Annotated in this window: 12 protein-coding genes and 1 tRNA gene; 9 read left to right on the plus strand and 4 right to left on the minus strand. The window is 62.7% G+C overall.

The genetic code is table 11. From position 1 onward, the window contains the following. Window positions 1-61: 61 nt before the first annotated feature. Genes EB233_RS00335 through EB233_RS00360 form a run of 6 tightly spaced genes read left to right on the plus strand, consistent with a single transcriptional unit; the run spans window position 62 to window position 8,676 of the window. A complete protein-coding gene (locus EB233_RS00335; RefSeq protein ID WP_064990528.1) occupies window positions 62-1,939 on the plus strand; it encodes an extracellular solute-binding protein in 1,878 nt (625 codons plus the stop codon). Beyond that, window positions 1,939-3,807, plus strand: a complete 1,869-nt coding sequence (locus EB233_RS00340; protein ID WP_064990527.1) for an extracellular solute-binding protein — start codon at window positions 1,939-1,941, stop codon at window positions 3,805-3,807. Before EB233_RS00335 ends, EB233_RS00340 begins: the two co-directional genes overlap by 1 nt. 30 nt (window positions 3,808-3,837) lie before the next feature. Next, window positions 3,838-4,932, plus strand: coding sequence for a microcin C ABC transporter permease YejB (locus EB233_RS00345; protein WP_064990733.1), 1,095 nt, complete (start codon window positions 3,838-3,840; stop codon window positions 4,930-4,932). After that, window positions 4,932-6,077: an ABC transporter permease gene (locus EB233_RS00350; RefSeq protein WP_064990526.1), complete on the plus strand. Its 1,146-nt coding sequence runs from the start codon at window positions 4,932-4,934 to the stop codon at window positions 6,075-6,077. Before EB233_RS00345 ends, EB233_RS00350 begins: the two co-directional genes overlap by 1 nt. Then, the gene (locus EB233_RS00355) at window positions 6,074-7,705 is read left to right on the plus strand and encodes an ABC transporter ATP-binding protein (RefSeq protein ID WP_064990525.1); all 1,632 of its coding nucleotides are present in this window, start codon (window positions 6,074-6,076) and stop codon (window positions 7,703-7,705) included. The genes EB233_RS00350 and EB233_RS00355 overlap by 4 nt, the downstream gene beginning before the upstream one ends. A 29-nt stretch (window positions 7,706-7,734) precedes the next feature. Then, window positions 7,735-8,676 (plus strand): 2-hydroxyacid dehydrogenase, encoded by a 942-nt coding sequence (locus EB233_RS00360; protein ID WP_064990524.1) that lies wholly within the window; start codon window positions 7,735-7,737, stop codon window positions 8,674-8,676. A 21-nt stretch (window positions 8,677-8,697) separates the two neighbouring features. Here EB233_RS00360 and EB233_RS00365 read toward each other — a convergent pair whose 3' ends face one another. The 3 genes from EB233_RS00365 to EB233_RS00375 form a co-directional block, all read right to left on the minus strand. Then, entirely contained in the window at window positions 8,698-9,225 is a 528-nt protein-coding gene (locus tag EB233_RS00365; protein ID WP_064990523.1) for a P-loop NTPase family protein, read from the minus strand. Between the two features lie 68 nt (window positions 9,226-9,293). Beyond that, on the minus strand, window positions 9,294-9,656 hold the full coding sequence (locus EB233_RS00370; protein ID WP_027052544.1) for a hypothetical protein: 363 nt from the start codon (window positions 9,654-9,656) through the stop codon (window positions 9,294-9,296). Window positions 9,657-9,784: 128 nt separating this feature from the next. Then, a complete protein-coding gene (locus tag EB233_RS00375; RefSeq protein ID WP_064990732.1) occupies window positions 9,785-10,699 on the minus strand; it encodes a methyltransferase domain-containing protein in 915 nt (304 codons plus the stop codon). A 150-nt stretch (window positions 10,700-10,849) separates the two neighbouring features. Between EB233_RS00375 and EB233_RS00380 the strand changes: the two genes are divergently transcribed. Continuing rightward, entirely contained in the window at window positions 10,850-11,857 is a 1,008-nt protein-coding gene (locus tag EB233_RS00380; protein ID WP_064990522.1) for a ligase-associated DNA damage response exonuclease, read from the plus strand. 4 nt (window positions 11,858-11,861) lie between these two features. Next, a complete protein-coding gene (locus EB233_RS00385; protein WP_064990521.1) occupies window positions 11,862-13,463 on the plus strand; it encodes a cisplatin damage response ATP-dependent DNA ligase in 1,602 nt (533 codons plus the stop codon). 204 nt (window positions 13,464-13,667) lie between these two features. Here EB233_RS00385 and EB233_RS00390 read toward each other — a convergent pair whose 3' ends face one another. Next, window positions 13,668-14,810, minus strand: a complete 1,143-nt coding sequence (locus EB233_RS00390; RefSeq protein ID WP_064990520.1) for a hypothetical protein — start codon at window positions 14,808-14,810, stop codon at window positions 13,668-13,670. A gap of 288 nt (window positions 14,811-15,098) precedes the next feature. Between EB233_RS00390 and EB233_RS00395 the strand changes: the two genes are divergently transcribed. Then, a tRNA-Thr gene (locus EB233_RS00395) sits at window positions 15,099-15,174 on the plus strand. The last annotated feature ends 78 nt before the right edge of the window (window positions 15,175-15,252 follow it).

Raw genomic sequence — 15,252 nt, forward strand, 5'->3', positions numbered from 1 at the left:
CGCTAAATCATCTAGGATTGCGTCCTGGATGATCTGGCAAGCATTGCGAAGAGGATACTGCATGACGGTTGGCCGAACGCTTCTCAAGTCGCTGCTGGCGGCGGCCCTGCTGGCGGCGGGGCTGCAGACGAGCCGGGCCGACGAGTGGCGCACCACCTCATCGCTGATCGGCCAATCCAAATACGGCGATAATTTTCAACACTACGACTACGTCAACCCCAATGCGCCCAAGGGCGGCACGTTGAATTCGGTGCTGCTCGGCACCTATGACAGTTTCAACCCCTATATCGTGCAGGGATCGCCAGCAGCGGGACTTGTCGGCTTCGGCGGCGGTCTCCTCTACGACACGCTGATGGAACAGGCGACCGACGAAGGCAGCACCAGCCACCCGCTGATCGCCGATGCCTACAAATACCCCGCCGACTACTCCTCGGCGACCTATCGGCTCGATCCGCGGGCGAAATGGCATGACGGCCAACCGATCACCGTCGACGACGTGATCTGGTCGTTCCAGGTGCTGAAGGCGAACAGCCCGCAATACAGCCGCTATTTCGAGAATGTCACCGATGCGGTCGCCATCTCCGACCGCGAGGTCGAGTTCCATTTCAACCAGAAGGGCAACCGGGAACTGCCGAAGATCCTCGGCGACCTCGCCGTGCTGCCAAAACATTGGTGGGAAGGCACCGATGCCAAGGGCAAGAAGCGCGACATCACCAAGGGGACGCTGGAAATTCCACTGGGCTCGGCGGCCTACAAGATCGCCAGCTTCAAGCCAGGCTCGGAAGTCGTATGGCAACGCGTGCCGGACTATTGGGCGGCCAAGCTGCCGGTGAAGATCGGCCGCGAAAATTTCGATACGCGCCGATACACCTACATCCTTGACGACAATGCCGCCTGGCTGGCCTTCACCAAGGGTGGACTCGAAGACATCAACCGCGAATACAGCTCTCGCAAGTGGGCGACCGCCTACAATTTCCCGGCTATCCAGGCCGGCGATGTCATCAAGAAGGAGTTCCAGACGCAGTCGCCGCAGCCCATGCAGGGCTTCGTCCTCAACCAGCGACGGCCGCTGTTCCAGGACCGGCTGGTCCGCGAGGCACTGACCATGCCGTTCGATTTCGAGAGCATGAACCGAACCCTGTTCTTCGGCTTCAACACCCGCACATCGAGCTATTTCCAAGGCACCGAGCTGGCCTCGAGCGGGTTGCCGCAAGGCAAGGAACTGGAAATCCTGGAAAAATACCGCGACAAGCTGCCGCCCGAACTCTTCACCCAGGAATTCAAGCTGCCGGTCTATGACACGCCGCAAGCCGAGCGAAAGTACCTGAAACAGGCGGTCGATCTCTTTGCCAAGGCCGGCTGGGTGATCAAGGGCGGCAAGATGGTCAATGCGAAGACCGGCGCGCCGTTCAAGTTCGAAATCCTCGGCTGGAACGACACCGACCAGGTGATCGCCAGCCCCTACATCGCCAATCTTCGCAAGATCGGCGTCGACGCCTCGCTGCGCATCATCGACCAGACGCAGTACATCAATCGCGTCAATAACTTCGATTTCGATGTTGTCACGGGCCTGTTCGGCCAGTCGGATTCGCCCGGCAACGAGCAGCGCGATTTCTGGAGTTCGAAGGCCGCCAGCGCGCCTGGTTCGCGCAATCTGATGGGCATTAAGGATCCGACCGTCGATGCGCTGGTCGATCGCATCATCTTTGCCACGGACCGCGATGATCTCGTTGCCGCCACTCATGCGCTCGACCGGGTGCTGCTGTGGAACTTCTACGTCGTGCCACAATATCACCGGTCGGCGGTCTGGCTGGCCTATTGGGACAAGTTCAAATTCCCCGACAAGCAGCCTGCTTATGTCGGCGCCGATATCGATTCCTGGTGGATCGACCTCGACAAGGAGAAGGCGCTGGCGGCGAAATACAAGGGCAGCAATTGATGGCTGCCCTACCCCGCCGCGATTTCCTGGCATTGGGCGGCGCCGCCGCTGCCGTCGCCTTGCTGCCCGGCAAGGCCTTTGCCGACATTGCGACTGGTGTGAAATTGCATGGGCTCTCCGCCTTCGGCGACCTCAAATACAAGCCCGACTTCACGCATTTCGACTACGTGAATGTCGACGCGCCTGTCGGAGGTATCTTCAATTTCTCCCCGCCGAACTGGGGCTACAACCAGGACACACAAACCTTCAACACGCTGAACTCTTTCGTCGACAAGGGCGATGCCCCCGCGCGCATGGAGATGTGTTTCGACGGGCTGATGGTGCGCGCGCTGGACGAGCCCGACGCCGTCTACGGGCAGATCGCCGACGGCGTGACGCTGTCGGACGACCGCAACTCCTTCACCTTCTCGCTTCGGCCCGAGGCGCGCTTCCACGATGGCACGCCGCTGACCGCCCAGGATGCCGCCTTCACATTCAAGCTCTACAAGGACAAGGGCCACCCCGACCTGTCGTTGTCGCTGACGCACATGGTCGACGCCGTTGCCGTCGACGACCGCACGCTGCGGCTCACCTTCTCCGGCAAGCAATCGGCCCGCACCGTGCTCAACGTTGTGGAGTTCCCTATTCTGTCGAAGGCCTTCTACACGGCCAACCCTTTCGACTCTTCGCAGTTGAACCCGCCGCTCGGCTCCGGTGCCTATAAGGTCGGTCGGTTCTCGGCCGGCGCATGGATCGAATATGATCGGATCGCGGATTATTGGGGCCGTGGTTTGCCGGTGAATCGCGGCCAGAACAATTTCGACCGTATCCGCATCGAATTCTACCAGAACCGCACCGCCGGCTTCGAAGCGTTCAAGAAGGGCGAAATCACGTACCGTGAGGAATTCACCTCGCGCGTCTGGGCGACCGCCTACGACTTCCCCACGCTGACCGCCGGCAAGGTCGTCAAGCACGAATTCCCGGCGGAGAAGCGGCCGACGATGCAGGGAACGGCGGTCAACCAGCGACGCGAACAGTTTCGCGACGCTCGCGTGCGCCAGGCGATCGCGCTCTGCTTCGATTTCGAATGGACGCGGCGCAACTTCTTCTACGGTTCCTACGAGCGCTCGCAGTCTTGCTTCGAGAAATCGGATTTTCGCGCCGAAGGCGTGCCATCAACACAAGAGCTGGCGCTGCTCGAGCCGCTGCGAAGCCAGGTGCCGGCTGAGGTCTTCGGCCCGGCTGTGGCCCAGCCGGCATCCGACGGTTCCGGTCGCGACCGCAAGCTGCTTGGCCAGGCGGCAAAGCTCCTGGCCGCAGCCGGCTGGAAACGGTCGGGCGATTTCGTTGTCAACGGCAAGGGCGGCCGGCTTTCGGCCGAATTCATGGTCGACGACGACACTTTCGTGCAGGTCTATTCGCCCTGGGTCGCCAACATGAAGGCGATCGGCATCGATGCCACGATCCGGCTGGTGGATTCGGCACAATACCAAGCCAGGCAGGCGACCTTCGATTTCGATCTGCTGTCAGCTGCTTTCTCGTTCAGCGCGACACCGACGCGCGACGATCTCGAAGGTTTCTTCCATTCACGGACTGCCAACCTGTCCGGCTCCCGCAATCTGCCTGGTATCGCGGACCCGGCGATCGACCTGCTGATCGACGCGGTCGGCTCGGCAAAGGACCGCGAAAGCCTGACGGTTGCAATGCGGGCGCTCGACCGGGTCTTGCGCGCGCGCTGCGATTGGATTCCTAGTTGGTTCCTGGCGAATCACCGAAGCGCCTATTGGGACATGTTCGGTTTTCCCGAGCAAAAGCCCGATTTCGGCTTTCCGGTCGAGACGCTGTGGTGGGTCGATAAGGGCAAGGCGGCAAAAATTGGTAAAGGCTGAGATACCGGTCCAAGCATGGCGGAAGGCCTGATGGGCGCCTATATACTGCGCCGTATCCTTTTGATGATCCCGACTTTGTTCGGCATCATGGCGATCTCCTTCGCCGTCATCCAGTTCGCGCCGGGCGGACCGGTGGAGCAGGTTATCGCCAAGCTGACCAATCAGGGCGGCAGCGACCGCCTTGGCGGTGGCGGCGGCGATGCGGGCGGCTCCAATTTCGACGCAGCCGGCGACGTCAGCTCGAAATATCGCGGCGCGCAGGGGCTCGATCCGGAATTCATCAAAAAGCTGGAGAAGCAGTTCGGCTTCGACAAGCCGCCACTCGAACGCTTCGGCATGATGCTGTGGAACTATGCCAGGTTCGATTTCGGCAACAGCTACTTCCGCGACATCTCGGTGCTCGACCTGATCCTGGAAAAGATGCCGGTGTCGATCTCGATCGGGCTGTGGATCACGCTGCTCTCCTATCTGATTTCCATCCCGCTCGGCATCCGCAAGGCGGTGAAGGATGGCTCGCCTTTCGACGTCTGGACCAGCGGCGTCGTCATCGTCGGCTATGCCATTCCCGGCTTCCTGTTCGGCATCATGCTGATGGTGCTGTTCGCCGGCGGCTCGTTCTGGGACTGGTTCCCGTTGCGCGGCATCGTCTCGGACAATTGGGACCAGTTGTCCTGGCCGGCCAAGATCGGCGACTATATCTGGCACATGACCCTGCCGCTGACGGCGCTTGTGCTGTCGGCCTTCGCCACCACCACGTTGCTGACCAAGAACTCGTTCCTGGAGGAGATTCGCAAGCAATATGTGGTGACGGCGCGCGCCAAGGGCCTGTCCGAACGACAGGTGCTCTACGGCCATGTCTTCCGCAACGCCATGCTGATCGTCATCGCCGGCTTCCCCGGTGCCTTCATCTCGGCCTTCTTCACCGGTTCCCTGCTGATCGAGAACATCTTCTCGCTCGATGGGCTCGGCCTGCTCGGCTTCCGGTCGGTGGTCGAGCGCGACTATCCCGTGGTGTTCGCCAATCTCTACATCTTCTCGTTGCTTGGGCTGTTCGTCGGGTTGCTGTCGGACCTGATGTACACCTGGGTCGATCCGCGCATCGATTTCGAGCGGAGAGACATCTGATGTCGGAGGCAAGCGTTACAGCCGGCGTGGTGCCGGAGCGGATGCCACGGCCATTCCTGTCGCCGCTCAACACGCGCCGCCTGCAGAATTTCAAGGCCAACCGGCGCGGCTACTGGTCGCTGTGGATTTTCCTGGTCCTGTTCGTGCTGTCGCTGTTTGCCGAATTCATCGCCAACGACAAGCCGATCATCGCTTCCTACAAGGGCGAGATTCTGTTTCCGGTGCTGGTTGCCTACCCCGAGGAAAAGTTCGGTGGTTTCTACGCCGTCACCGACTACCGCGACCCGGTGATCCAGGACGAGATCAACGCCAATGGCTGGATGATCTGGCCGCCGATCCGCTACTCCTACCAGACCGTCAACAACGCCATCCCGGAAGCGGCACCCGCCAAGCCGTCGTGGGAATATGACGCCAAGATGCGCTGCAACCAGTATCCGCAAGGGGCCGCCGACCCGGCCTGCATCGTCGGCAACTGGAACTGGCTGGGCACGGACGACCAGGCGCGCGATGTGCTGGCCCGCGTCATCTACGGCTTCCGCATTTCGGTGCTGTTCGGTCTGATCCTGACCTTCGGCTCCGCTCTTATCGGCGTCGGTGCTGGCGCCTTGCAGGGCTATTTCGGTGGCTGGACGGATCTTCTGTTCCAGCGCTTCATCGAAATCTGGTCGGCAATCCCGGTGCTCTATCTGCTGCTTATCGTCGCCGCCATTCTGCCGCCCGGCTTCTTCATCCTGCTCGGCTTGATGCTGCTGTTCTCCTGGGTGGCTCTGGTCGGCGTGGTGCGAGCGGAGTTCCTGCGCGCCCGCAACTTCGAATATGTCAACGCCGCGCGTGCGCTCGGCGTGCCCAACCGTACCATCATGTTCCGGCATCTGCTGCCCAACGCCATGGTGGCGACGCTGACCTTCCTGCCCTTCCTGCTCTCGGGCTCGATCTCGACGCTGACTTCACTCGACTATCTCGGCTTCGGCCTGCCGCCGGGGTCCGCCTCGCTGGGCGAGTTGCTCAAGCAGGCCCAGCGCAACCTCAATGCGCCGTGGCTGGGCATTTCCGGCTTCGTCGTCATCTCGCTGATGCTGTCGCTGCTCGTCTTTGTCGGCGAGGCAACGCGCGACGCCTTCGATCCGCGCAAGACGTTCAAATGAGCGAAGCGCCTTTGCTCAGCATACAGGACCTCAGCGTCGCCTTCAGCCAGGGCGGCGGCCAGTCGACAGCCGTCGACCACATCTCCTTCGACATCGCCAAGGGCGAGACCGTGGCGCTGGTCGGCGAATCCGGCTCCGGCAAATCGGTCTCGGCGCTGTCGGTGCTGAAGCTGCTGCCCTACCCCAGCGCCAGCCACCCGTCAGGGAAAGTCCTGTTCCAAGGCGCCGACCTGCTGTCCATGAGCGAGAAGCAACTGCGACAGGTGCGCGGCAACAAGATCACCATGATCTTCCAGGAGCCGATGACATCGCTCAATCCGCTGCACACGATCGAGCATCAGATCGTCGAGATCCTGAAACTGCACCAGGGCATGACCGACCGCGCGGCCAAGGCCCGTACCCTGGCCATGCTCAACGAGGTCGGCATCCGCGACCCGCAGAAGCGCCTCGATGCCTATCCGCACCAGCTGTCCGGCGGCCAGCGCCAGCGCGTCATGATCGCCATGGCGCTGGCCAATGAACCGGAACTGCTGATCGCCGACGAACCGACGACGGCGCTCGACGTCACCGTGCAGGCGCAAATCCTCGAACTGCTCGCCGGGCTGAAGAGCCGCAAGGGCATGTCGATGCTGTTCATCACCCACGATCTCGGCATCGTGCGCAAGATCGCCGACCGGGTCTGCGTGATGACCAAGGGCAAAATCGTCGAGACCGGGCCAACCAAGGACATCTTCGCCAACCCGCAGCATCCCTATACGCGGCACCTCCTGGCGGCCGAGCCGAAAGGCAAGCCGCCGGCCGCCAATGCCGATGCCAAGCCGGTGATGACCGGCAAGGACATCAAGGTCTGGTTTCCGATCAAGCAGGGCTTCTTCCGGCGCACGGTCGATTATGTGAAGGCGGTCGACGGCATCGATGTCACCGTGCGCGCCGGCCAGACGCTTGGCGTGGTCGGCGAATCGGGCTCCGGCAAGACGACGCTCGGCCTGGCGCTGGCGCGCATGATCTCGTCGACCGGAACCATCCAGTTCAACGGCCGCGACATCAACCAACTCACCTTCAACGCCATGCGGCCGCTCAGGCGCGAATTGCAGATCGTCTTCCAGGATCCGTTCGGTTCGCTCAGCCCGCGCATGTCGATCGCCGAGATCATCGAGGAAGGGCTAAGGATTCACGAGCCGCAGCTATCTCCCGACGAGCGCGACGACAAGGTAGTCGCCGTGCTGAACGAGGTTGGCCTCGATCCGGCGACACGCAACCGTTATCCGCACGAGTTTTCCGGCGGCCAGCGCCAGCGCGTCGCCATCGCGCGCGCCATGGTGCTCAACCCGCACTTCGTCATGCTGGACGAGCCGACATCGGCGCTCGACATGAGCGTGCAGGCGCAGGTCGTCGACCTCCTGCGCAATCTGCAGGCCAAGCACGACCTCGCCTATCTCTTCATCAGCCATGACCTCAGGGTCATCCGTGCGCTGGCCAATGACGTCATCGTCATGCGCAATGGCCAGATTGTCGAAGCCGGTCCGTCCCAGCAGATTTTTGAAAACCCGCAAACGGACTATACTCGGGCACTGATCTCGGCCGCCTTCAAGATAGAGACGGCGCCGGTCGGCATTGTCAGCCAGTGATTTTTTAAACAGGGACTAGACGAACCGCGATGGAAAAAGGCCGCATCCTGCTTGCCGTCACCGGCTTTCATCCGCAGCGCTGGCGCGAGCTGCTGTCGGCCGAGCGCGAGGTGGTGCTTGAGCCGGACGGCGCCAAGGATCCGTCGATCACCTATGCGGTGGTGTGGAAGCAGAAGCCTAACTTGTTGTCGTCGCTGCCCAATCTGCGCGCCATCTTTTCGATCGGCGCCGGCGTCGACCACATCTTCGCCGACCCCGGCTTGCCCGATGTGCCGATCGTCAAGGTGGTTGCTGACAACCTCACCCAGTACATGACCGAATATGTCGTCTGGCGGGTGCTCGACCATCATCGCCAGGGCCTGCTCTATCGACAGCAACAGCCGAAGAAGATCTGGCACGAGCCGCAGCAGAGACCGGCCGGCGACATTTCCGTCGGCATCATGGGGCTCGGCACTCTCGGCCGCGCCGCGGCCTCGGTGCTGCTGTCACTCGGCTTTGCGGTCAACGGCTGGTCACGCAGCGAACGACCGATGGAAGGCGTCGCGACCTATGCCGGCGAAGCCGGGTTGATCCCCTTCCTCAAGGCCACCGATATACTGGTCGTGCTGTTGCCGCTGACGCCGGACACGAAAGGCATCATCAACTATGGCGTGCTGAAGGAGCTGCGCAAGCGAAATGGCCTGGGCGGCTCGGTGCTGATCAACGCCGGACGCGGCCGCCTGCAGAAGGACGCCGATATCATACGGGCGCTGGATGACGGCACGCTGAAAGAGGCGAGCCTCGACGTTTTCGAGGTCGAGCCGCTGCCGAAGACCAGCCCGTTGTGGAACCATCCAAAGGTGTTCGTGACGCCGCACGCGGCGGCGACCTCCGACCCGATCCATCTGGTGCCGGGCATGCTGCGCCAGATGGATGCGTTCGAGCGCGGCGAAAAGCTCGACAATCTGGTGGATCGCAAGGCGGGATATTAGAGCACCCTGGCCAGCGTGGAACTACCTGGCCAGGTCCCAGTCCCGAAAGCACGTCTTGATCGCCCGCAGCGACGACAGCTGCAGCTTTGGCAGATCAATCTGCTCGAACATCGCCTGGTAGCGTTTGCGGTTCTTCGGCGTGGTCACGGCAATGTGGTGGATCATGTCCCATTTGACGCTGTCGCGCCCGCCTTCCAAGGCACCGCGCCTCTCCGTCTCGAACAGGGTTCGCCTGAAATAGCGCAGCAGACTTGCCGGCGTGGAGATATCCAGCAGGATCAATCCCGTCGCCCGCCGAAAGCGTTGCGGCATGCCGATCGAGTAATTTCCATCCATCACCCAGCGCTCGCCGGCGATTGCGGCGTCATGCAAGGCAATGAATTCGTCCTTTGGACGCGGTTCCCAGTCGGTGTTGGGCAGATGATGAAGCAGATCGAGGTGAACGGGCTCCAGGCCACGCTTGCGGGCAATCGCGTCGGCCAGGGTCGACTTGCCGCTGTTGGAGGGTCCCAGGATGCAGATGCGGTCGCCAAGGTCCGAGAGTTCCATCCGATAGTGCCCTCGCTAGGACATAGCCTGCCACCTGCGATTTCTCGACCGGTAGCCGTGCCGTACCATTAGCTCGGCAGAGCGAACTTCTTCTTCTGATTGTCCGGCTTGCCGCAGTCGCGGCGTTCGATGGAGCGGTTCATGGCATCGATCTCGCCTGACGCCTTGTCGCTGTCGCGCTGCGCCTTGGAGCGGATGTCGGGCGTGAACGGGCCGAACCCCATAGCGGGATTGGAGAAGGTCGGCTTTGCTGTCACCGGAAGGTTGTTCTGCTGCGCCAGGCCATTGCGCTGCGCCAACAGTTGATCGCATGGCACGGTGTCGTATTGCAGGGACGACTCGATGTTGGCGTCCTGCCGCTCGGACATCGAATTGCCGACGCAGCCGGCCGTCGCCAGGCAAGAGGCCAAGATCACCATGTTCCAGCGCATCCGATATGCTCCTCCTAATATCCCGCCCTGATGCGACCAGATCGCAAATATCAGTCGCGCACGCAAATCGGACTTTTTCGCAGCAGCGCTGAGCCGTGGAAGTACCACCGCACGATGATCCGGCCACTTCAAGCGGCGTGAGCCTTGCGTGCCACAATGGCCAGCCCTTTGACAGGCTCGCCGCGATCCTGCCGGATGGTCGTCGGCTCCAGCGCCCGAATCGAAAGCCCGTTGGCCTCGAGTATCCGCCTGACATAGGGCTCCGAATGGGCGTAGCGTCGGGAAGGCTGCAGCGCGAAGTCGCCGCTTGCCAGGCTCTCGACGGAGAAGGCAAACAGGCCGCCATCGACGAGCAGGCCGGCCACCGTCCCGAACAGGCCTTCCAGCGCGCCGACATAGATCAGCACATCGGCCGACGTCACCAGATCGGGCTTTTCGCCTGGATGGCAAAAGCCCTGCAGATCGGCTTTTGTCAGCGCGTTATAGATGCCTTTCGCCCGCGCCTTCTTCAGCATCCTGGCCGAGATATCGACGCCTTCCAGCCGATCGACGATCGGCCTCAGCCTCTCGCCCATCAGGCCTGTGCCGCAACCCAGGTCGAGCGCCAGGCGGAAGCGACCCGGCTTTGCCTTGCGAATCATCTGGTCGAGGAATTGCGGCAACCGGTAGTCGAGCTTGCCGACGAGCATCTCCTCGAACGTCTCGGCATAGTGGTCGAACAACGTTTCGACAAAGGCGCTGGGTGGCGCCGCGGCAGCCGGCCCCTTGCCGATCAGCTGTAATTTCAGGGCCGCGCCCTGGCGATCGGCCGGATCGAGTTTCAGCGACATTGCCCAGGCCCGCGCTGCCAGGTCGAGCCTGGCTGATGCCTCCTGCATCTCGCCAAGGCGAAACCAGCCCATCGCCCATTGCGGCGCCAATTCCAGCGCGCCAAGCAGCAACTCGGCCGCGGCAGCATGGTCGCCGTGGGCAAACAGCATCTCGGCATAGTCGGCACGGCGATCGGCGTTCAGATCGCCCGATGAGGTCTGGAGGCGCTTCATGATGATGGTTCCGCCGGCGAAGGCAGCCGGGCCGCCATCTCTGTAAAGCAAAGGATGCGGAAGCTGAACCGAATTGAGTGCCTTTGCGGGGAGTCAGCAGTCTGAGACGACAGGCTTCCCGCGGCGGAATTATATCCTATCTTGGGGACCATGCGCGCCAGCGACCTGCTTCATCCCCGGCCCGAAGGCCTCTATTGCCCGCCGGGCGATTTCTTCATCGACCCGGTGCGGCCGGTGAACCGGGCGCTGATCACCCACGGCCATTCCGACCATGCGCGTTCCGGCCACCGCTCGGTGCTGGCGACGCGGCAGACGCTCGACATTATGGGTCTGCGCTATGGCGAGGACTTTGCTGGCGCCACGCAGCCGGCACGGCTCGGCGAGACGATCGTCATCAATGGTGTCAGCGTCAGCTTCCATCCGGCCGGCCATGTGCTGGGCTCGGCCCAGATATCCGTCGAACATCAGGGCATGCGCATCGTCGCCTCCGGCGACTACAAAAGGCGAAAGGATGCGACCTGCGCGCCATTCGAGCCGATACAGTGTGACGTGTTCATCACCGAGGCGACCTTCGGCCTGCCGGTGTTTCGCCATCCACCCGACACGGACGAGATCGCCCGCCTCTTGAAGTCGGCAGCACAGTTTCCCGAGCGCTCGCATTTGGTCGGCGCCTACGCGCTGGGAAAAGCACAGCGGGTGATGCGGCTGTTGCGCGACGCCGGCTATGACAGGCCGCTCTATATCCATGGCGCACTGGCCAGGCTCAGCGAGTACTATCAGAGCCAGGGCGTCGATCTGGGGATGCTTGAGCCGGCGACGGTCGAGGGCGGCAAGCAGGATTTCGCCGGCGCCATCGTCGTCGGCCCGCCATCGGCCTTCGCCGACCGCTGGGCGCGGCGGTTTCCAGACCCGATCTCGTGCTTTGCGTCGGGCTGGATGCGCATCCGCCAGCGCGCCAAACAAGGCGGCGTCGAACTGCCATTGATCATCTCGGACCATGCCGACTGGGACGAACTGACCGCCACCATCAAGGAGACCGGCGCCGAGGAGATCTGGGTGACGCATGGCCGCGAGGAAGCGCTGGTGCGGTGGTGCGAGCTGGAAGGCATTGCCGCTCGGCCGCTGCATCTGGTGGGCTATGAGGACGAGGGCGATTGAGGGAATGAACCGCTTCGCCGAACTTCTTGACCGCCTGGTGCTGACGCCGTCACGCAATGGCAAGCTGACGCTGCTGGTCGACTATTTCCGCGGCGTCGAGGACCCGGATCGCGGTCTGGCGCTGGCCGCCATCACCGGCGATCTGAATATCGCGGCGGTGAAGCCGGCGATGCTGCGCATGCTGGTCACCGAACGCATGGATCCCGTGCTGTTCGGCTATTCCTACGACTATGTCGGCGACCTCGCCGAGACGGTGTCGCTGGTCTGGCCGCAAACGCCGGGAAACATCCCCAACCGCGAGCCGACGCTTGGTGAGGTCGTGGCAAAACTGCAGGCGGCAAGCCGCTCCGACGGACCCAAGGTGCTGGCTGGCTTGCTCGACAGCGCAGGCATCTCGGCGCGCTTCGCCATCATCAAGCTGGTCACCGGCGGCCTGCGCATCGGCGTCTCGGCGCGGCTCGCCAAACAGGCGCTGGCGGATTTCGGCAAGGTCGACGTCGCCGAGATCGAGGAGCTTTGGCACGGCCTGTCGCCACCCTACACGGGCCTGTTCGCCTGGCTCGAGGGCAAGGCCGACAAACCCCGCAACACGGCGATGGCCTTGTTCCGCCCGGTGATGCTGTCGAACCCGGTCGGCGATGGCGACCTCGAAAAACTCGATCCGGCGGATTACGCGGCCGAATGGAAATGGGATGGCATCCGCGTCCAGGCGGTGGCGGAAGGCGGTGTCCGCCGGCTCTATTCGCGCACAGGCGACGATGTGTCCGGCGCCTTTCCCGATCTCGCGGATGCCATGCACTTTTCCGCCGCCCTCGATGGCGAACTGTTGGTCGGTGACCCGCGACAGGCAACGGGGACCTTCTCGGACCTGCAGCAGCGGCTGAACCGCAAGACGGTGACGCCGAAGATGCAGCAGCAATATCCGGCCTTCATGCGCTGCTACGACCTGCTTCAGGTCGGCGAGGAAGACCTTCGCGCATTGCCATTCCGGGAACGGCGTGGCCGCCTCGAAGCCTTCGTGAAGACGCTCGACCCCGGCCGTTTCGACCTGTCGCCCTTCGTCGCCTTCACGGACTGGCAGGCGCTTGAGGAACTGCGCCGCGCGCCGCCGCACCCGATCATCGAAGGCGTGATGCTGAAGCGCTGGGATTCGCCCTATGTCGCCGGCCGGCCGAAAGGTCCGTGGTTCAAATGGAAGCGCGATCCGCACACGGTGGATGCGGTGCTGATGTATGCCCAGCGCGGCCATGGCAAGCGCTCGAGTTTCTACTCCGACTATACGTTCGGCGTCTGGTCCGGAGCCGAGGGCGAGGAGGAACTGGTGCCGGTCGGCAAGGCCTATTTCGGCTTCACCGACGAGGAGCTGAAGCAGATCGACAAATATGTGCGGGATAACACCGTCGAACGCTTCGGGCCGGTGCGTTCGGTGCGGGCGGACCGTGACCATGGCCTGGTGCTGGAAGTCGCCTTCGAGGGGCTCAATCGTTCGACGCGGCACAAATCGGGTGTGGCCATGCGCTTTCCCCGTATTTCACGGCTGCGCTGGGACAAGCCGGCCAACGAGGCCGACCGCATTGAGACGCTGCAGGCGCTGCTCGATGGCTAGAGCAATTCCAGGAAAAGTGTGTAACGGTTTTCCGTCCGGAATTGCGTAAAAACAAACAGTTAGAGCGGTTCGGCGATTCCATCAAACGCTGAACCGCTCTAGAGCAATTCCAGGAGAAATGTGAAGCGGTTTTCCCGGGAGAAGCGCATAGGCCTTCGCCTTGGGAATTGCGTAAAACGAAGAGTTAGTTCGCGAACCGGATGCTCAAGGCTCGATCGAGACGCGTATCTCGTAGATGTTGACCGCCTTGCCCTGCTTGTCGAAATCGGAATTGATGGCGATGGTTCCGGCCGAGCCCGGACGCTTGTCGGGGAACTGCACGTCGAACAGATATTCGTTGCGCTGCTGGCCGACCGCGTAGCGCTTGCGGCCGCAGTCGCCGAGTTCGCCGAAATTGCAGTCGACAGAGATCTGGGTGTCCTTGCCGTCCTCGGCGCGGGCGATGATGTCGAAGACGGCGTGCTTGCCGGCGAGCTTCTCCAGCACGCCCTGCCCGACATCGAAGGCGACCGCCGAACCTGAGGGGCCGGACTGGATGCGCAGGAACGGTCCGCTGTCGTCCTTCATCGCCTCGGCCTTGGCATCCGACGGGGCGGCGACATGCGTCGGGTCGGTCGGCGAGAACACATTGATCCAGTTGCGCGACTGGTCCGCGCTACCGGGCTTTGCCGGCGCGTTGGCGCCATCGGCCGGGGTGAAATCGTCGTCCTCGACGGTTGGCGGCGCCTCCGGCGGCGCCGTATCGAGCTGCGCCGCCGTCTTGAACACGCCGGTCTGGACAGCGAAGAACGCGCCGATGCCGATCGCCGCAAGCAGGGTCACCGTGAAGAAAATGGCGGTCAGCGGCAAGCGGCGTCCGCGAGTGCGCCGCTCATCGCGATCGGGCGCCACTTCCGCCGCGGCACCAGACACGGCCGGACCGGACATGTCGATGGCCGGGGCATCAGGAAGAGTCGCGTCCGGCATGATGTCGGGAACGACCGGCAGCACGCGCGAGCGCGGTGCGTCGGATGCGGGGCCGTCGACGGCGACGACGACAGCGGGCGATGGCGTCTTGTCGCCGATCTCGATCGCGGGCGCCGCGCCGGCCGCGGGCGCGGGCGCCGGGGCGTCGACCTGTGGGCCACCGTCCGGCACCGCCGGCAGGAACTCGGATTCGATTTCGGTGATCTTCTCCTGGATCGCCTTGCGGCGCTTGATGGCGACTTCCACGGTCACGCCGGGATTGGCCTGGAGCGCACGGTCGAGCGCGGCAAAGGCCGACCGATAGACCCTCTCGCGGAACGCGCGGTCCTCGGCATTGCCCTTTTCCAAGGCGTTCCGGATCGCTTTTTCGATCGCGTCCAACGAGATCCCTCTACAAACTGCCCCAATCTTGACTGATGGTTAGCCGTAGGCGACCAATCAATCAACGGGCGGGCGGTCGCATTCTGCCTCGACGGGCAGTCCAAAGTCCATCTTGGCGATATTCCGGCAAACAAAATCGGACTGCGTCCGCGATTTTGGCGCGCAGGGCGGCGCGAATCCTGGTTTCGATCGTGCAGGGCGCTCATGCATGATTTGCCAAGTCGCATCTTGAATTCGCGGCCGGTTGAGTCTATCACCCAGCCCATCTTGGAGGTCTTGGCCTCCCGGGCCGCTTTAGCTCAGTTGGTAGAGCACATCATTCGTAATGATGGGGTCAGGTGTTCGAGTCACCTAAGCGGCACCAGCCAACCCTCTGATTTCCTGTGCGTCTCATCCCCGGTTTTGGCTGGGGTCCTAGCTGCACAAGGAAACAAAAGGGACA

Origin of the sequence: Mesorhizobium erdmanii, from assembly GCF_013170725.1 — a bacterium.
Taxonomy (GTDB): Bacteria; Pseudomonadota; Alphaproteobacteria; order Rhizobiales; family Rhizobiaceae; genus Mesorhizobium; species Mesorhizobium erdmanii.

Excerpts from the sequence above, each read along its gene's own strand:
- EB233_RS00385 (WP_064990521.1), top strand. The coding sequence starts at position 11,862 with ATGAACCGCTTCGCCGAACTTCTTGACCGCCTGGTGCTGACGCCGTCA.
- EB233_RS00365 (WP_064990523.1), bottom strand. The coding sequence starts at position 9,225 with ATGGAACTCTCGGACCTTGGCGACCGCATCTGCATCCTGGGACCCTCC.
- EB233_RS00355 (WP_064990525.1), top strand. The coding sequence starts at position 6,074 with ATGAGCGAAGCGCCTTTGCTCAGCATACAGGACCTCAGCGTCGCCTTC.
- EB233_RS00370 (WP_027052544.1), bottom strand. The coding sequence starts at position 9,656 with ATGCGCTGGAACATGGTGATCTTGGCCTCTTGCCTGGCGACGGCCGGC.
- EB233_RS00340 (WP_064990527.1), top strand. The coding sequence starts at position 1,939 with ATGGCTGCCCTACCCCGCCGCGATTTCCTGGCATTGGGCGGCGCCGCC.
- EB233_RS00360 (WP_064990524.1), top strand. The coding sequence starts at position 7,735 with ATGGAAAAAGGCCGCATCCTGCTTGCCGTCACCGGCTTTCATCCGCAG.
- EB233_RS00345 (WP_064990733.1), top strand. The coding sequence starts at position 3,838 with ATGGGCGCCTATATACTGCGCCGTATCCTTTTGATGATCCCGACTTTG.
- EB233_RS00375 (WP_064990732.1), bottom strand. The coding sequence starts at position 10,699 with ATGAAGCGCCTCCAGACCTCATCGGGCGATCTGAACGCCGATCGCCGT.
- EB233_RS00335 (WP_064990528.1), top strand. The coding sequence starts at position 62 with ATGACGGTTGGCCGAACGCTTCTCAAGTCGCTGCTGGCGGCGGCCCTG.
- EB233_RS00350 (WP_064990526.1), top strand. The coding sequence starts at position 4,932 with ATGTCGGAGGCAAGCGTTACAGCCGGCGTGGTGCCGGAGCGGATGCCA.
- EB233_RS00380 (WP_064990522.1), top strand. The coding sequence starts at position 10,850 with ATGCGCGCCAGCGACCTGCTTCATCCCCGGCCCGAAGGCCTCTATTGC.